Source organism: Flavihumibacter profundi, from assembly GCF_020076305.1.
Taxonomy (GTDB): domain Bacteria; phylum Bacteroidota; class Bacteroidia; order Chitinophagales; family Chitinophagaceae; genus Flavihumibacter; species Flavihumibacter profundi.
Window position 1 is genome coordinate 750,847 of the sequence record NZ_JAIQXE010000001.1, and the last position, 17,451, is coordinate 768,297.

At 45.7% G+C, this 17,451-nt stretch carries 11 protein-coding genes; all 11 read left to right on the forward strand.

Annotated elements, in window-relative coordinates:
* Positions 1 to 49: 49 nt before the first annotated feature.
* From LAQ65_RS03135 to LAQ65_RS03185, 11 genes are read left to right on the forward strand one after another with little or no spacing between them, the layout of a single operon-like run.
* The gene (locus LAQ65_RS03135; RefSeq protein WP_224115479.1) at positions 50 to 2,539 is read left to right on the forward strand and encodes a PSD1 and planctomycete cytochrome C domain-containing protein; all 2,490 of its coding nucleotides are present in this window, start codon (positions 50 to 52) and stop codon (positions 2,537 to 2,539) included.
* 43 nt (positions 2,540 to 2,582) lie between these two features.
* Positions 2,583 to 4,013, forward strand: a complete 1,431-nt coding sequence (locus tag LAQ65_RS03140) for a DUF1501 domain-containing protein (protein WP_224115480.1) — start codon at positions 2,583 to 2,585, stop codon at positions 4,011 to 4,013.
* Between the two features lie 51 nt (positions 4,014 to 4,064).
* The gene (locus LAQ65_RS03145) at positions 4,065 to 6,767 is read left to right on the forward strand and encodes a c-type cytochrome (protein WP_224115481.1); all 2,703 of its coding nucleotides are present in this window, start codon (positions 4,065 to 4,067) and stop codon (positions 6,765 to 6,767) included.
* Positions 6,768 to 6,785: 18 nt separating this feature from the next.
* Positions 6,786 to 7,847, forward strand: coding sequence for an aldose 1-epimerase family protein (locus LAQ65_RS03150; protein WP_224115482.1), 1,062 nt, complete (start codon positions 6,786 to 6,788; stop codon positions 7,845 to 7,847).
* A gap of 21 nt (positions 7,848 to 7,868) precedes the next feature.
* Positions 7,869 to 9,083, forward strand: coding sequence for a hypothetical protein (locus LAQ65_RS03155; RefSeq protein WP_224115483.1), 1,215 nt, complete (start codon positions 7,869 to 7,871; stop codon positions 9,081 to 9,083).
* A 45-nt stretch (positions 9,084 to 9,128) separates the two neighbouring features.
* Positions 9,129 to 12,305, forward strand: coding sequence for a PVC-type heme-binding CxxCH protein (locus tag LAQ65_RS03160; RefSeq protein ID WP_224115484.1), 3,177 nt, complete (start codon positions 9,129 to 9,131; stop codon positions 12,303 to 12,305).
* 27 nt (positions 12,306 to 12,332) lie between these two features.
* Entirely contained in the window at positions 12,333 to 13,184 is an 852-nt protein-coding gene (locus LAQ65_RS03165) for a sugar phosphate isomerase/epimerase family protein (RefSeq protein ID WP_224115485.1), read from the forward strand.
* A 2-nt stretch (positions 13,185 to 13,186) separates the two neighbouring features.
* Positions 13,187 to 14,014 (forward strand): sugar phosphate isomerase/epimerase family protein, encoded by an 828-nt coding sequence (locus tag LAQ65_RS03170; RefSeq protein ID WP_224115486.1) that lies wholly within the window; start codon positions 13,187 to 13,189, stop codon positions 14,012 to 14,014.
* An 8-nt stretch (positions 14,015 to 14,022) separates the two neighbouring features.
* Positions 14,023 to 14,826, forward strand: a complete 804-nt coding sequence (locus tag LAQ65_RS03175) for an alpha/beta fold hydrolase (RefSeq protein WP_224115487.1) — start codon at positions 14,023 to 14,025, stop codon at positions 14,824 to 14,826.
* A gap of 22 nt (positions 14,827 to 14,848) precedes the next feature.
* Positions 14,849 to 16,390 carry an MFS transporter gene (locus LAQ65_RS03180; RefSeq protein ID WP_224115488.1) on the forward strand — a complete coding sequence of 514 codons (1,542 nt, stop codon included), beginning with the start codon at positions 14,849 to 14,851 and terminating at the stop codon, positions 16,388 to 16,390.
* Positions 16,391 to 16,417: 27 nt separating this feature from the next.
* A complete protein-coding gene (locus tag LAQ65_RS03185; protein ID WP_224115489.1) occupies positions 16,418 to 17,446 on the forward strand; it encodes a sugar phosphate isomerase/epimerase family protein in 1,029 nt (342 codons plus the stop codon).
* The last annotated feature ends 5 nt before the right edge of the window (positions 17,447 to 17,451 follow it).

Below are 17,451 nucleotides of genomic sequence, written 5' to 3' on the forward strand. Positions count from 1 at the left end.
TACTATATATTGGAATAATTCATTTTTTCAGAAACGATTGTAATACCAGATGGGAAGTATTAATATTTTTTATAAAGGAAAGGCAAATTTCCACCTGAAGGCCGCTTGTATTACTTTTTTAATTGTACTGATCTGTTTTCCTTCATTCATTGCTAACGCCCAGGAAAGCCCTGTTGAAATTCCTGCCAAAGAAGGTTTCTGGCTTTGGTCTTTGTTGGGAAGGTTCCATCCTGCTATTGTCCATTTCCCTATTGGGTTTTTGTATATCGCCATCCTGCTCGAATGGATAGGCAGAAGAAAGAAAACCGGCCAGTTTGAAAGCAGCATTTATATTACTGTTTTAGTAGCTGCAATTTCTTCCGTCCTGGCGGTAGTACTGGGCCTGGTTTTATCGAATACCGAAAGCTATGGCAGCAATGTGCTCGTTGTTCACCAGTGGACGGGAATTGCAACAATGATTTTTTCCTGTATTACAGCTTATTTATATCAGAAGAAACTGTTTCGTTATGCCTTCCTTTTTTTATTTGCCAGCACCATTGGCGTAACGGTTGCCGGACACTATGGTGCAGAATTAACACATGGTGACGATTACCTGACCAGTGTGCTTCCCAAAGGTGAAGAAGAAGTAGTAGCAGGAGAGGATGGAGAAGAAAATAAATTTTCCCTGGCGAGTCTGAAAGGACCAATAACAAATGAACAGGTTCAGGAACTGAATTTCCAGGTAAGGACAATACTGGCCCATAATTGTTATAGTTGCCATGGTCCGGGGAAAATGAAAGGGGAATTACGCCTCGATTCTAAAGAAAGTATATTCAAGGGCGGGAAGAATGGCATCATCCTGAAACCGGGCCATCCTGAAACTAGTGAAATTATTCGCAGGGTTACTCTACCACGTACCCATAAAGAAGCTATGCCATCAAAAGGGAAGGCGCTTACTTCTAATGAGATTGCCATTCTTGAGTATTGGATCAAGCAGGGTGCGCCCTGGCCAAGCGGTCCTGAAAAAAGTTTATATCGCGTTGCTGCGCTTGAACCAAGGCTACCGGAAGTTCCTGCAGCTTCGGAAAACCTCACCAACCCGATTGACAGGTTTGTTGGTGCCTATTTCCAGAAACACAAAATCCAGTGGAGTTCGCCGGTTGATGACAGGATTTATATCCGGCGTGTTTACCTGGATGTTATCGGTTTGGTTCCACCTCCGGATAGTATAGATGCCTATGTGCAGGATAAAAGGCCAGATAAACAAAGCATCCTTGTCAGAAACCTCCTGAACCGTAATAATGATTATGCGCAACACTGGCTAACTTTCTGGAATGATGCGTTGCGGAATGATTATACCGGCACAGGCTATATAACAGGGGGCAGGTTTGATATTACCCAATGGCTGTACAACTCGCTGTTGGAAAACAAGCCTTATAATACTTTTGTAAAGGAATTGCTTAGTCCCGATAGCTCCTCCGCGGGTTTTATCAGGGGCATTCAATGGCGGGGTGTTATCAATTCAAGCCAGTCTACAGAAATGCAGGCTGCACAGAATGTTTCGCAGGTTTTCCTGGGCCTTAATTTGAAATGCACTTCCTGCCATGATAGTTTTATCAGCGACTGGAAACTGGATGATGCCTACGCCTTTGCTAATCTTTTTTCAGATTCTTCCCTTGAAATTCACCGGTGTGACAAGCCAACCGGCAAAATGGCGGGCCGCAGGATTCTTTTTAAAGACCTTGGGGTAATTGATTCTACTGCAACCAGGATTAACCGTTTAAAGCAACTGGCTGATAACCTGGTACAACCCAGGGATGGTCGTTTATACAGAACGTTCGTGAACCGCATGTGGGCACAGTTTTTTGGCAGGGGAATTATTGAGCCGGTGGATATGATGGACAATAAGCCCTGGAACCAGGATTTGATCGACTGGCTTGCCTATGATTTCGTAGCTTCCGGATATGATACTAAAAAACTGATTCAGAATATTCTCACTTCGCAAACCTATCAGTTGCCATCAGTTGCGATGAAAGATCCTGAATTGGTCACAGCTCCAGGCTATGTATTCCAGGGAATGGTGCGGAAAAGGTTAACTGCAGAACAATTTGCAGATGCTGTTAGTGAAACCCTGCAGCCAATTTACCAGGATAGTATGATTGTTTTTAACCTGTTGCCTGAAAAAGTGAAATATAATATTCCGTTTGCCAGGGCTTCACTGATGAGAAACGATCCGTTCCTTACAGCATTGGGGAGGCCAAACCGCGAAACTGTTTCTACCAGCAGAAGTTCGCAGGCGAACCTGCTTCAGGCGCTGGAATTAACCAACGGGAACTTATTTAATGAGGCTATGAAAAAAGCCGCTGAAAAATGGAAAAATAAATATCCTGATCCGGTTGTAATGATCAGGCAGGTGTACAGGAATGCATTGGGGCGGTTACCGATGAAGCATGAAGAGGAAATTGCGCTAAAAGCTATAAAGGAATCACCTTCAGTAAACGGAGTTCAGGATTTCCTTTGGGCCATAGCACTGCACCCCGAATTTCAGCTGATTTATTGATCGGTTCTTTTTTTTTTAAATTTCAGCATTACAAATCAGACAAATGAAACCTAATTGGAACAGAAGGGAATTTATCAGGAAAACCGGGGCAGCGACCATGGCTGCTTTAGCTGCCGGTGTTCCTATTGCCGGACTGGTTTCGGGTTGTGGCAAAAGAAGTTTGTTAAGGGATTCAACAGCCGATACCGTTATCCTTTTATGGATGGCCGGTGGTATGGCCCATACGGAAACCTTTGACCCTAAGAGATATACTCCTTTTGAAACGGGTATGGAAGGAAACCGGGTGCTTAGTACTTTTAAATCTTTCCCAACAGCTATTGACGGTGTGCAGTTTTCTGATGGATTGCAATCTATTGGGAATGTGATGGACAGGGGTAGCCTCATAAGGTCATATGTAGCTGCAGATATGGGGCATATCCTGCATTCCAGGCACCAGTACCACTGGCATACCTGCTACGAGCCACCCCAAACTGTTGCTGCCCCGCATATCGGTTCCTGGATTGCCAAGGAGCTTGGCCCCAAAAATCCGGTTATACCCGCTTTTATTGATATCGGGCAACGATTTACCCTTGGGGAGGGTGAGGAACTTAAAGCATTCCATACAGCGGGATTCCTGGGAAATGAATTTGGCCCTTTCCTGATTCCTGATCCCAGCCAGGGACTTGAGTCTGTTCGTCCACCTGTGGGTATGGACGCAAAACGCTTTGAACGCAGGAACCAACTTTACAATGAATTGATAAGTGCGAGCCCGGTTGGCGAATTTGGCAGCGACTACCAGAAAGAATCCTTAAAGCGGTCGATGGAGCAATCTTATATGTTGCTGAATTCACCTGAGGCAAAAGCCTTTGACCTTAGTTTAGAGCCTAAGGAAATTTACGATATCTATAATACCGGCCGCTTTGGCCTGGGTTGCCTGCTGGCTAAGAGACTAACGGAGCAGGGCGCACGCTTTATTAGTGTTACGACCGAGTATGAGCCTTTCAAAGGTTTTGATACCCATGAAAACGGGCATACCAGGATGGTGGATATGAAAAAAATGATTGATGGCCCGATCGCGCAACTGGTGAAGGACCTTGAAAAATCTGGCAAGCTCGACAGGACACTTATTATCCTTGCCAGTGAATTCAGCCGGGATATGATGGTGGAAGGAAGGCCAGATAAAAAAGTACTGGAACAGGTTAACCAGCCGGATATTCTTTCTGAATTGAAATTCTATGGTATGCACCGCCATTTTACAGATGCCGGGTCAATTCTTATGTTTGGTGGCGGCATAAAGAAAGGATTTGTTTACGGTAAAACTGCCGATGAGCGTCCTTGCAAGACCATTGAAAACCCGGTTAAAATAGACCAGGTACACCAAACCATTTACCATGCCCTGGGAATTCCGGAGGATACACAATATGAAATAGAAAAGCGCCCGTTTTATACCACTCCCGATGGGAAGGGTAAACCAATTAAGGAGCTATTCGCATAAAGTAAAGTTTCGTTTAAAAATCGTCGTTCATAAAACAATTAATTCGCAAAAATGCAAAGGTATCCACTGATTAAATTTTTACCCGTCATTGCTGCATTCCTCCTGGTTTTTTCCTGTAAAACAGAGAAGAAGCAGCAGGAGCCACAGGTTGCGGCAGATCCAAAAGTTGCCAAACTTAAACTGCCGGAAGGCTTTAATGCCGATCATTTATTTGGCCCTTCAGAAAATGGAGAAGGATCATGGGTGGCCATGACTTTTGATAATAAAGGGCGCATTATCGCATCCGATCAGTATGGTTCATTATACCGCATGGTTATCCCGGCCATTGGTGATACCAGTACCAAAATAAAAGTTGAGCAGCTTACTATCCCAACTGCTAAAGGGGAAAAACCAGATACTTCCGGCAAAAAAATCGCCATGGGCTATGCGCATGGATTGTTGTACGCGTTTAATAGCCTTTATGTAATGATCAATCATGAAAGTGATTCTGAATTCAATAAGGGCAGTGGCTTATACCGCATGCAGGATACTGACGGTGATGACCAGTACGATAAAATCACTTTGCTCAAAGCCCTCGACGGCGAAGGGGAACACGGACCACACAGTATAGTGTTATCTCCTGATAAGCAGTCCTTATATGTGATAGCAGGGAATTTCACCAAAATCCCGAAGATGAATGCCTACCGGAATTTCCCGGAAAGCAAACTGGATAATATTATGCCCCTGATCAAAGATCCGAACGGCCACGATAATACCGTAAACTGGCATGGCGGCTGGATCGCAAATGTAGATTCAACAGGATCTAATTGGGAACTGTACGCTTCAGGTTTCCGTAATCCTTTTGATCTTGCCTTTAATGAAGAAGGCGATATGTTTACCTATGATTCCGACATGGAATGGGATATCGGTACACCATGGTATCGCCCGACCCGTATTTGCCATGTAACCAGCGGCAGTGAATTTGGCTGGCGCCCGGGTACTGACAAATGGTCTCCAGTATGGCCGGATAACAGTCCCGCTATTTTGAACATCGGCCAGGGTTCACCTACCAATGTTGTATATGGTGCAAATGCGCATTTCCCCGAAAAATACCGCAGGTCAGTTTTTGCTTTTGACTGGAGTTTTGGAATTATTTATGCCATGCACCTGGAACAGCAGGGCTCTTCCTATAAAGCAACCGGGGAAGAATTTGTTTCCGGCTCACCGCTTCCTTTAACAGATGGCGTTATCGGACCAGATGGTGCTTTGTATTTCCTTACCGGCGGTCGCAGGCTTGAATCTGATTTATATCGTGTATACTATGGCGATAGTAAGCAGAATACCGAACCACTGGCACCCCAGGCTTTGAATGAAGACCATAAAATTCGCCGTAAACTGGAAGAATACCATGGCGCACCAAAAGCCGGCGCGGTTGATTTCGTGTGGCCTTACCTGAAACATGAAGACCGTTTTATCCGCTACGCTGCACGTGTAGCGCTCGAACACCAGCCGGTGAAAGAATGGCAGGACAGGGTAGTGGCAGAAAAAGATCCTGTGATATTAACTCAGGGCGCTATTGCGCTTGCGCGGAAAGGAAATGCTTCAATTAAGGATAAATTACTGGAAGCAATGGCTGCAGTAAATTATACTGCTCTTTCTGAACCACAGCAGGTTGACCTGGTGAGAAGTATTGAATTGGTGATTTCGCGTATGGGCATCCCCGGTACAAAAGCCAAATCAGGAATAACATCATACCTGGAGGCCCAATATCCTTCAAAAAGTGGTAATGAATTGAACAGGGAATTAAGTAAGGTACTGGTTTACCTGGGCGATCCGCAAGCAACTCAAAAAACAGTGGCTTTACTGGCTACTGCCAAAGATGACAATAGCGCCGGACAGGAAACCTTTACCAGTTCTTCAGACCTGATCATGCGTAACCCGCAGTACGGAATGGATATCGCATCCATGCTGTCTAAAATGCCGCCGCTGCAGCAAACTTTTTATGCAACAGTACTTAGCCAGGCAAAAACAGGATGGACACCTGAATTACAGGATGCATATTTCAAATGGTATTACAATGCTTTCAGCTTCAGGGGGGGACACAGCTTTACCGGATTTATAAATGGTGCACGCAAACTGGCGTTGGCCAATGTTCCCAAAGACAAGTTTGCTTATTTTAATACAATTTCCGGCGATTCCATTGCGGAATTATCAGGAGCTGCCCTGGCCAAAGGAGCCATCAGGCCCAAAGGACCTGGTAGGGACTGGACCATTGAGGAAGCTACAAAAATAGCAGACAGCGGAATTTCACATCGTGATTTCGAAAGGGGAAAAGGACTGTTTACTGCCTCATTGTGTAGTTCCTGCCATAATATGCGTGGTGAGGGTGGTATTGCCGGCCCTGACTTAACGCAGCTGGGTACCCGCTTTTCTTATAAAGACATGCTGGAAGCAATCATTGATCCAAGTAAAACGATTTCCGACCAATATGGCGCCACTGTTTTTTCGTTGAAAAAAGGCGGATCAGTAGTCGGACGGTTAATCAGCCAGGATGATGACAAGTACGTTATTTCACAGAATCCTTTTGCGCCACAGGTTACCCGAGAATTGAAAAAATCTGACGTAAGCGGAACACGGGTTTCAGAAATATCGCCCATGTTGCCGGGAATGATTAACCAGTTAAATCCTGAAGAATTAAAAGACCTGTTGGCTTTCCTCAAGTCTGGTGGTAATTCACAGGATACCATATTCGCTGCAAAGCAAGGCACAAAATAAAGACGCAGGGTAAAAACAATGCTGCAGCCATTCCATCATAAGTTATCCCACCATTCCCAGCTCGGCGGTATAGAAACCGCCGTGCTGGACAATGGCCCGGAACGAGGTACCCGTATTGCCTGGATAAACACTGGCACTGGATTGCGTTTCAAGGTAGTCATTGACCGGGCAATGGATATTGCTGATGCATTTTATAACCAGCATAGCCTGGGTTGGATGAATGCAACCGGGGTAAGGCCACCGCAAATGAATGGTGACAAAGGAATAGACTGGTTGAAAACATTCGGGGGCGGGTTGCTTACCACCTGCGGGCTTACCCATGTAGGCGGACCGGAATCAGACGAGTATGGGGAACGCGGGCTTCATGGTCCGATCAGCAATACGCCGGCTGAAATTGAATCAATTATTCAGCCTGATCCGATTTTCGGAAAAATGGAAATGAGTATAACCGGGAAAATACCCCAAACACATATTTTTGGTCCATGCCTTGAATTGAGGCGAACTATTTCCTGTGTACTTGGCCAGCCTTTCATTCATATCCATGATGAAGTGACGAACCGGGGCAATACAGTTGCACCACATATGCTCCTTTACCATTGTAATTTTGGATGGCCGCTCGCTGATGAAGGCGCGCAGATATTATGGAAAGGTGAGTGGCAACCAGGCAATCCGGATTGCAAAATATTTTCCGCTACAAACGATTTTCATACTTGTCCGGCCCCCTTGCAGTCACACAATGGTTCAGGGGAAGAAGTGGCATTTATTGATATTGCCGCTGATGATGAAGGAACATGTACCTGCGGATTATACAACCCGAAAATTAATGTGGCCCTTGCTATCCGCTTCTCAAAATCACAATTGCCATGGCTAACAAACTGGCAACATTGGGGAGAGGGCGAATATGTTACCGGCATAGAACCAGGTACAAATCCGCCTATTGGGCAATCTAAGGCAAGGGCACAAAATACACTCCTCTTTTTAGCGCCCGGGGAGACCAGGATGTATGACCTCCATTTGCAGGTATTGCATACCCGTGACGAAATTCAATCATTTATAAACGACCTAACGATTACACAATAAACTCATCTTTAAGTTAAGCCAATGGAAAATTTACAAGTAGCCCAAAAAGCACTCGAACAAGGAAAAGGTATTCTTAGACTGGCACCCACCTGGGTACCCAGGTCTTTTTGTGTACCAGGGAGAAGGATAAAACTGCATCCCGATGATTATTATGTATTGGGCGGCCAGCGTGGAGGCATCGATGAGCGTTGGCTTTCCTCCACCACACCAGCCAAGAACGGCCCCTTAACCGGCGAGCACGAAGGCCTTAGCAAAGTGGTATTTACAGATGGCGGCAAAACTGAGCAGTTTTTACTGAAAGATGCCATTGATGCATTAAAAGGTGCATTGATTGGTGATCGTATATGGAACGCTTACGGCAGCTGGCCGATGTATTCCAAGTTTTTCGATAATATGGGACCACTGCCACACCATGTGCACCACAACGATGAAAAAGCAGCATTAATAGGACAGAAGGGCAAGCCAGAGGCCTATTATTTCCCGCCACAACTGAATAACCATGGCGGTGATTTCCCGTATACTTTCATAGGAATTGAACCTGGCACAACCAAAGAACAGATCAGGGAATGCCTGGTTAATTTTACCAAAGGCGATAATAAGATCACAAACTTTTCTTCGGCATACAGGCTTGAACCAGGCACCGGCTGGGATGTGCCACCCGGATTACTGCATGCACCGGGTAGTTTATGTACCTATGAACCACAAAAAGCATCGGATGTATTTGCCATGTACCAGTCGCTCGTTAATGAGGCGATTATTCCGGAAGAATTATTGTGGAACGGATCCCCGAAAGAAAGTATCGGAGATTATGATTCCTTAATCGATATCCTGGATTGGGAACTGAATGTTGATCCCAATATGATGACTAACCGCTTTATGGCGCCCAAACCAGTGAAGCCGGTAGCAGAAATGCATGCCGAAGGTTATTCTGAAAACTGGATCTGCTATAAATCGCATGATTTCAGCGCGAAAGAGTTAACCGTTTTCCCCGGACAAACAGTTACCATTAAAGACAGTGCAGCCTATGGCATTATTGTAATGCAGGGGCATGGCAAAATGGGCGTTTGGGATATTGAAACACCAGCCCTGATTCGCTATGGCCAACTAACCAACGATGAATTTTTTATCAGCGAAGCTGCTGCTAAAGAAGGTGTGAAAATCACCAACCCTTCAGCAACAGATCCGATCGTAATGCTGAAACATTTTGGCCCCAATAACCCCGACCTTGTAGTGTAATGTTTCAAAAGATTGCTTGAGTTTTTGATGTAATAAATAAATGAAATGGGAAAACAGTTTAGTAAAAAAAGCAATCTTGTATTGTTCTTTTTTGGCGCAGTAATGTTTTTAGCTCCGGGATGTACAAGTAAAAAGGCCGATGGGAATCACCTCACCCTAAAGAAAGGAGCGCACATCATCCTGGTCGGGAATAACCTTGGCTCGCGGATGATGAACTACCCTTATTTTGAAACGGACCTGCAGGTGCGGTACCCCGACAGTTTATTGTATATCCGCAATATGTGCGACGGCGGAAATACGCCGGGGTTCAGGCCGCATTCTGGCCGACCTACACCATGGGCATTTCCGGGGGCAGAAAAATTCCAGACTGAGCTGGCTAAAAGTCCGGAGAGCGAAGGCTTCTATGAATATCCCGACCAATGGATAACAAACCATAAGGCGGATATCATCATTGCTTTGTTTGGATTCAATGAATCCTTCCAGGGTGAAGCCGGACTTGAGAATTACAAAGCCGAGCTGGATGCCTTTATCATACATACCCTGCAACAAAAATACAATGGTGTTTCAACGCCACAGCTTGCCATTGTTTCACCCATCGCATTTGAAGACCTTTCAAAGAAATTTGACCTCCCCGACGGCAAGACCGAGAACAAGAACCTTTTATTATATGCCAATGCGATGAAAGAGGTAGCAGAAAAAAATAAGGTATTATATATAGATGCCTTTACCCCATCAAAAGCTTGGTTTGAAAGTGAGGAAACAGATTTTACAATTGATGGTTCACAATTATCAGATGCGGGTTATGCTAAGTTCGGGCCATTTTTAGCGGATGCGGTTTTTGGAAAGGCTGAAGCAAAGGCTGAAGCTAATCGTGAATTGGTTAGCAAAGCAGTGGTGGAAAAAAACTGGATGTGGCATAATGACATCAAGATACCCAACGGAGTGCATGTTTTTGGCCGGCGTTATGATCCTTTCGGTCCGGATAATTACCCCGCTGAAGTCAAAAAGATAAGGGAAATGACCCTGTTAAGGGATGAAGCCATCTGGAAGGCGGCAAAGGGCGAAAAGATGGACCTGGATTCAGCTGACAAAACAACTTCCCCATTATCTGAAGTTAAAACCAATTTTAAGCCTAGTGAGAAAAATGGCAGCCTGCGGTATCTTTCTGGCGATGAAGCATTAGCCAAATTCAAAATGGCACCAGGGTACAAAATTGATTTGTTTGCATCGGAGAAAGAGTTTCCTGAATTGGCAAAACCCGTACAGATATCCTTTGACAATAAAGGTCGTCTATGGGTAGCTGTTATGCCTACTTACCCGCATTGGAGACCAGGCGACCCTAAGCCCAACGATAAATTAATTATCCTGGAAGATACCAATGGTGATGGTAAGGCTGATAAGGAAACCACTTTCGCTGATGGCTTACCGCTGCCACTTGGCTTTGAATTTGCACCAGAAGGTGTATACCTTTCACAGGGTACCAATTTTGTGCTGTTAAAGGATACCAATGGCGATGATAAGGCCGATACCAAAGAAATATTATTGAGTGGATTTGATGACCACGATACCCACCATGCCCACCATGCTTATACAACAGATGCTTCCGGTTCAATTTACATGGGCCAGGGTGTTTTCCTGCTGAATGATATTGAAACTTCTTATGGACCTGTGCGCGGTACTAACGGTGGCTTTTTCCGCTATGATGTTAACCGCCGAAAATTAGATCGGATCGCTCAGTTGTCCATTCCCAATCCATGGGGTATCGCATTCGACAATTGGGGCCAGGTTTTTTATGCTGAAACCTCAGGACCCGATGTTAGCTGGATGATGCCCGGAACTGTTAAACCCAGGTATGGGGAATTTACCCCGAAATCTCCCAACCTTATTGAAGAAGCACATAAGGTTAGGCCTACATCCGGACTTGAATTTATTTCGAGCCGCCATTTTCCGGATGAAGTACAGGGCGATATGCTCATCAACAATACTATCGGATTTTTAGGGACCAAAGAACATAGCCTTACCGATGACGGCACAGGTTATAAAAGTAAACACCGGCAGGACCTGATGACATCATCTGACCCGAATTTCCGTCCCGTTGATTTAGAGTTCGCACCAGATGGGTCTTTATATATCGCTGACTGGCATAATGTATTGATCGGCCATATGCAGCACAATGCAAGGGATCCGTTACGCGACCATTCACATGGACGAATCTACCGGATCACCTATCCATCCCGGCCCCTTGTTGTACCGGCCAAAGTTGCCGGTGCCAGTGTTAAGGAATTGCTGGATAATTTAAAACTGCCGGAATACAGGACCCGATACCGGAGCCACCGGGAATTGCGTGCACATCCGGCCACTGAAGTATTGCCGGCACTTGCTACATGGATAGGTCAACTCGATAAAACATCCCCGGATTATGAACACCAATTGCTGGAAGCACTGTGGGTAACCTGGGGGCTAGATAAGGTGGACCAAAATCTGCTCAAACAATTATTGCAGGCAAAGGACCCAAGGGTAAGAGCTGCTGCAGTTGAGGTCGTACGTTTCACCCCCCAAAATTTACCTGACCAGGCCGACCTCTTAATGGCTGCTGCAAAAGATGACAATGGCCGTGTTCGTTTGGAAGCAATTGTTTCCGCCTCCTGGCTGGATAAGGAAAAAGGGTTGCCCATTGTTTTGGAAGCAGGAAAAAAACCACTGGATGACTGGATGAAACCTGCTTATGAAACTGCTGTTTTACACCTGAACGGCCGTGGACCTGATGAGAAAAAACAAGAAATCATGCATGACCTGCCCGAGGGCATTAAGGAAGATGTTATGCTTTCCGGAAAGGCTATATTTGGAAGGGACGGTTATTGTATTACCTGCCACCAGCCCAATGGAAAAGGCCTGGAGGCATCAGGGTTCCCACCATTGTCAGATTCGAAATGGGTAACAGGCAATGAAGACCGGCTGATTAAACTGGTATTAAAAGGATTGTACGGTCCCATTGATGTAAATGGAAAAAAATTCCCGGGACTGGTGCCGATGACGCCTTTCGGCGGTATGCTGAAAGATGAAGAGGTAGCAGCTGTTTTAACCTATGTCCGAAATTCATTTGGAAACAGGGCTTCTGCAATTCAACCTGAAAAAGTAAAAGCGGTGCGGGCCGAAATTGATAAGAAGTCCGGATTTTATTCCCCGGAAGAATTACTCAAACAACATCCAATGGATAAATAGGAGCAACCACTTTACAATACAGAACCCATGAATAAAATTGGATTTAATACGCTCGTCTGGTCTGCAGTTGTGTCGGATGATTTATTCCCCATCATAGACCGTTTGAGGGAGATAGGGTATGATGGTGTGGAGTGTTTTATTGGTGCACCTGATGAGAAAGCCTACCGGCGCTTCGGGAACCATGCAAAAAATATTGGCCTCGAAACAACGGCAGTTACGGTTGTCAGTGAAACTGAGAACCCGGTCAGCCCTTCGGCATCAATCAGGCAGAAAGGGTTAGACCGCATCAAATGGGTTATTGACCGGGCCCAGGACATGAATGCCACCGTATTATGCGGCCCTTTTCATTCGGCGCATAGTGTTTTTTCCAGGCAACCACCCCAGTCGCAGGAGTATGGCTGGGCAGGTGAAGTATTGCATGCCGCAGGTGATTATGCAGCCCAGGCTGGCATTACCCTGGCACTGGAAGCGCTGAACCGTTTTGAATGCTATTTGTGCAATACAGCCGAACAGTTGACAACATTGGTACAAGCTGCTGCCCATCCTAATGTCCGGGCCATGTATGATACCCACCATGCTAATATTGAAGAGAAAAATAACCAAACGGCCATCAGAACAATTGCCCCCTTATTAGCTCATGTGCATATCAGTGAGAATGACCGGGGAACTCCCGGTGATGGTCATGTGCTTTGGGACGAAGCTTTTTCAACATTGGCAGAAATCAATTATTCAGGCTGGCTCACGATTGAGGCCTTTTCCCGGATTGATCCCGATTTTGCGAATGCGATCAATGTATGGCGGGAATATTCAAAGCCATGGGATATAGCAACAAAAGGATTAGCCTTTATTCAACAACAATGCAAAAAACACAGTCTTTAATCATGGCAAACGCACTACCATTCAGGTTTGGTTCTGAAGTATATACCTGGTTTATGAACGGCAGCGGTAAAACGCATGAGAACAGGCTTGGGCATATGATGGAAATAATTGCCCGGGCAGGGTTCACCGGAATCCAACCCATCCATTTCTGGATGGGTGATTTAAGTGACCCGGGCCTGCTGGAAGCAAAACTCAGGGAGACCGGATTGGAATTAGCTGCCATTTCACTGGCTTTGGATTGGAAAGGCACTGAAGAATCAGAAAAGGAAAGGAAGGAAGCCGACCAGATGATCAGTTTATTGCAACGTTTTCCGGGTGCCATACTTTGCACTGTACAAATACCTTCCGGCCGCCATGAACTGGAAACACGCCGCAGGAACCTGGTCAATATAGTGAACACGGTTTCAAGAAGGGCCATGGAGAAAGGGGTGCCCTGTAGCTTCCATCCCAATTCACCACATACATCCATTGTACGTACAGCCGAAGATTATGCGGTGATATTGCCGGCACTGGATAGCGCTGCAACTGGCTGGACGCCTGATGTCGGCCATATCATAAATGCCGGAATGGACCCGTTGGAAAAGATGAAGGAATATTCGGCCCTGATCAACCACATGCATTATAAAGACTGGAACGGTGAACCGGAATTCACACTGATGGGAAATGGTAAGGTCGACCTGATAGGCATCACCCAATGGCTGAAAGATATTAATTATAAGGGCTGGATCATTTGCGAGGATGAAGGTCCTGAAGCCATGGATGATCCAGATTATGTAACGCTCCACGATGGCCGCTGGGTGAATGAAACCCTGGTCAGGGCATTAAAATAATAACTGCGATGCCTAAAATACGCACTAACGGTATAGACTTTTTTTATGAGGAACAGGGCTCAGGTGAGCCGCTGCTGCTTATTATGGGAATTACCGCAACAGGATCGGTCTGGGAAAAACATGTGGCGCACTGGCAAAATAGTTTCAGGTGCATCACTGCAGATAACCGCGGTGTGGGCCAGTCAGATACTCCTGCCGGACCTTATACAACTGCGCAGATGGCAGATGATTATGCAGGTTTGCTGGATGCGCTTCAATTGAAAAAAGTAAGGGTGGTGGGCGTTTCCATGGGAAGTACCATTGCCCAGCAACTGGCGATCCGGCATCCTGACAAAATTATTTCATTAGTGTTGATGTGCCCCTGGGCAAGATGCGACAACATGGCTAAAGCCATCTTCCAGCACATGGTCAATTGTAAAAGGTCCCTCGATCCGGAAGCATTCAGCCTGTTTATACAACTATTGATTTTTTCAAAGTCCTCCTGGGACAACGAAACGATATTTGCCCAGTTGGCAGAAGACCGTAAAAAGGCCGCGACTAACGAGCAGGTCCAATCGCTGCAGGGTATATCCGGTCAGGCAGCAGCATGTATAAATCATGATGTGCTTGACCAACTCCCCCGGATCCGGAAACCGGTATTGGTCATTGGTGGCACTGCAGATATTTTTACGCCACAATGGATGGCAACTGAAGTGGCCGGTGCTATACCCAACGCTGAATTGCATATGTATGAAGGGTGCGGACATGCTTTTCATTGGGAACAAATAGCAGACTTCAATGAACGTACCAGCCAGTGGCTATTAAATCATTAATTTAACCTTCAATAAAGTAAATATGAATTCAACAATAGTGGGCTCTGTAAAAACAACTACAGAAGAGCAGGATAAAAAAATGCTATTCTGGGGATGTTTTATAGCCCTGGTCGCTACTGCATTTGGTTTTGTTTTCAGGGCATTTATCATGGCACAGTGGGGCGTTCAGTTCGGGTTAAGTAAAACGCAGCAGGGGGAAATATTCGGTGTTGGATTCTGGCCTTTTGGTATCAGTATTGTTTTCTTTAGTCTTATAATTGATAAGATCGGGTACAAAAAATCAATGGTCTTTGCTTTTATCTGCCATATACTTTCAGTCATCATCACCATTTTCGCGAATGGTTACTGGATGCTTTTTGCAGGTACCTTTTTATTCGCTTTAGGTAACGGCGCCGTAGAAGCTGTAATCAATCCAGTTGTGGCCACCATGTTTCCCAGGGAAAAAACCAAATGGCTGAATATACTGCATGCGGGATGGCCTGCCGGTATGGTGATTGGTGGTTTATTAGGGATATTTATGATTAACCAGCAATTTCCATGGCAGGTGATCATCGCATTTATTTTACTGCCTGCCATCGTATATGGCTGGATCATTGTTAAGCGGGAATTCCCGGTTAATGAGCGGGTTGAAGCCGGTGTCAGCTACCTCGACATGTTAAAGGAAGTTGGCATACTCGGTATGCTTATTATAGCTGCTTTATGTGCATTCCAGCTTGGCAGCCTTTTTCAATGGTCTTATACAGTAAGTGTTATTATCACGCTGGTTGCAGTAGCTATTTTCGGATATTACGTGCGCTCCTTAGGCCAACCGCTGCTTATCCTGCTGCTCCTCATCATGATTCCACTGGCGACCACCGAATTGGGAACGGATAGCTGGATTACAGATTTAATGACACCCGCAATGCAGAAAATGGGTTTCCAGGGTGGTTGGGTATTGATGTACACATCTATTTTAATGGCCCTGCTCAGGTTTTATGCGGGCCCCATTGTTCATAAGCTTTCGCCGGTAGGGCTGCTGCTGTCCTGCTCACTGGTAGCCATGCTTGGTTTGGTATTTCTTTCCTATTCAACCGGTGTATTGATTATTGTGGCGGCTACTGTATATGCTTTTGGCAAAACATTTTTTTGGCCTACAATGCTTGGGGTGGTTTCAGAACAGTTTCCAAGGGGTGGGGCGCTTGCCATTAATTTTACAGGGGCTGTTGGTATGATGGGTGTTGGTGTAATTGGTGCGGTTATACTTGGTTTTGTGCAGGATAAACAACTGGACCAGAACCTGGCCGCTTATGACCAGCAAAATAATACCACATTGCACACGACCTATTTGACGGAACCAAAACAGGGACTTTTCGGAACATATAAGGCACTTGACGCCCAGAAAATGGCCCAGGCCCCTGCACAGGCAGTTGAGGAGATCAACCTTGTCCAGAATGATGCTAAAAAAAGCGCCTTGCGGACAGTGGCCTTTTTCCCAGCCTTAATGTTTCTATGTTATCTCTTACTCTTTATTTATTTTAAATCCAGGGGCGGCTATAAACCTGTACTGCTTACTGAACCTCATTGATGCTATAAAAAAATAAAACCTGACGATATGCAACAAAACAATTTCCCGAAACTGCACAATGCAACCTGGCCTGGAATTGTAGGCAAAGGACCAGACTCAGAACCACCAATTCCATTGGATACTTTACTGGAATTAACCGCTGCCGCAGAGGTAGATGGCGTTAAATTCGATGGGATAGATATCGGGCTTTTTGAACCCCATTTTGATATAGATATATCAGACGATGGCTTGAAAAAGCTGGCTGAAAAATGTGCCGGACTGAACCTGAATATCGGCAGCCTTGTTGCACCGATCTGGGGCGGCCCTGCTATGGGTAGTAAGGAAGACAGGGCCGTGTTTGTTGACATGGTTCGCAAATCCTGCCGCTTTGGCCAGAAGCTCCGGGAATTGGGTGTACGCCCATATGGTGTTATCCGGATCGATTCTGCTTCCAAACCAGAGGACTGGGCAAAAGATCCAGCCGGTAATACCCGCCTGATTGCTGAAACATTCCGTGAAGCCTGCGATGTAGCCGCTGATTTCGGTGAAAAACTGGCGGCGGAAGGTGAGATCTGCTGGGGTGGCATGCATAGCTGGAAAGCGATGATAAATACGCTTGAAGCGGTTGACCGGCCTAATATCGGCTTCCAGGCCGATATGGCACATACCCTGTTGTACATGTTAGGTTATAACAGTCCGGAGGACCGTATTCTTCCTGCAAACTTCGATTGGAATGATCGCGAAACATTCAACGCCGGACTTAAGAAATTAACCGCAGCCCTTCGTCCGTGGACAATCGATTTTCATGTTGCACAGAACGATGGAACAGTATTTGGCAGCGGATCCCATGATAAAACAGGACGCCATTGCCTGGCAACAGATCCTAATGGCAAGCTCGATATTGTACATGATGCCGGGTATTGGTTGCGGGATGAAAACGGGGAACTTACTAAAGCGTTTAAACATATTTGTTGGGATGGCTGTATGTTCCCGAATGCTGTGATGATGAAGCAGCAAACCTGGAATGACATCCTTGGAAAAATGATTAAAGTACGCGAAGCCCACGGTTGGTCTTAAGCGTA

Excerpts from the sequence above, each read along its gene's own strand:
- LAQ65_RS03145 (WP_224115481.1), top strand. The coding sequence starts at position 4,065 with ATGCAAAGGTATCCACTGATTAAATTTTTACCCGTCATTGCTGCATTC.
- LAQ65_RS03160 (WP_224115484.1), top strand. The coding sequence starts at position 9,129 with ATGGGAAAACAGTTTAGTAAAAAAAGCAATCTTGTATTGTTCTTTTTT.
- LAQ65_RS03150 (WP_224115482.1), top strand. The coding sequence starts at position 6,786 with ATGCTGCAGCCATTCCATCATAAGTTATCCCACCATTCCCAGCTCGGC.
- LAQ65_RS03180 (WP_224115488.1), top strand. The coding sequence starts at position 14,849 with ATGAATTCAACAATAGTGGGCTCTGTAAAAACAACTACAGAAGAGCAG.
- LAQ65_RS03135 (WP_224115479.1), top strand. The coding sequence starts at position 50 with ATGGGAAGTATTAATATTTTTTATAAAGGAAAGGCAAATTTCCACCTG.
- LAQ65_RS03175 (WP_224115487.1), top strand. The coding sequence starts at position 14,023 with ATGCCTAAAATACGCACTAACGGTATAGACTTTTTTTATGAGGAACAG.
- LAQ65_RS03170 (WP_224115486.1), top strand. The coding sequence starts at position 13,187 with ATGGCAAACGCACTACCATTCAGGTTTGGTTCTGAAGTATATACCTGG.
- LAQ65_RS03165 (WP_224115485.1), top strand. The coding sequence starts at position 12,333 with ATGAATAAAATTGGATTTAATACGCTCGTCTGGTCTGCAGTTGTGTCG.
- LAQ65_RS03185 (WP_224115489.1), top strand. The coding sequence starts at position 16,418 with ATGCAACAAAACAATTTCCCGAAACTGCACAATGCAACCTGGCCTGGA.
- LAQ65_RS03140 (WP_224115480.1), top strand. The coding sequence starts at position 2,583 with ATGAAACCTAATTGGAACAGAAGGGAATTTATCAGGAAAACCGGGGCA.
- LAQ65_RS03155 (WP_224115483.1), top strand. The coding sequence starts at position 7,869 with ATGGAAAATTTACAAGTAGCCCAAAAAGCACTCGAACAAGGAAAAGGT.